Source organism: Lactobacillus amylolyticus DSM 11664 (assembly GCF_000178475.1).
GTDB lineage: Bacteria > Bacillota > Bacilli > Lactobacillales > Lactobacillaceae > Lactobacillus > Lactobacillus amylolyticus.
Genome location: NZ_ADNY01000050.1, coordinates 1 through 660 on the forward strand (window position 1 = coordinate 1; position 660 = coordinate 660).

General features: G+C 37.1%; 1 pseudogene. It reads left to right on the forward strand.

The window, feature by feature from the left end:
- Positions 1-660: pseudogene (locus tag HMPREF0493_RS05880) on the forward strand (DegV family protein); the annotation flags it as partial.

Here is a 660-nt window from a genome sequence, read left to right on the forward strand (position 1 = left end):
TATTTCAAGCGGCTTATCTAGTTTTTATAGTTCTTTAGTCAATATTGCCAAAGAAGAAAAAAGAATCAAGATTCATTTGTTTGATCCAAAAATTACTTGTGCTGGTGAAGCTGATGCTGCTTTATTAGCTGGAAAATTGGTGCAAGCCGGTGCAAGTCCTGATCTGATAATGCATGATCTTGAAGACTTGCGTAAAACAATGGATATCCGCTTCATGGTTGATGATTTGAATCACTTGAAGAGAACGGGACGTTTATCAAACGCAACCAGTTTTATGGGAACTCTTCTGCATATTAAACCTATTTTATCAATGGACGTTCAAGGCGAAGGCAAGATCTCAGCAATTGCTAAGGAAAGACAATACAAACGTGCTTATAAACATGTTCAAAATGATTTTGCAAAATTAACGTCTGAATGCCATATCCAATTCAGTGCACTGTCTTTGATTCGCTTGATCCAGTGCGGGAAAAAGAATGGCTTGCTGACTACCGTGAAAAATTTCCAGAAATTAAATTTAATACAGCAATTATTGGTCCAGTAGTTGGAGTCCATGTTGGTCAACACACAATGGCGTTAATTTGGTGTCGCGATGTTGATAGTTATTTTGATGAAAACGGCAAGCCGATTGCTGAGATCAATTCAAAAGAAGTTCAAGATTAA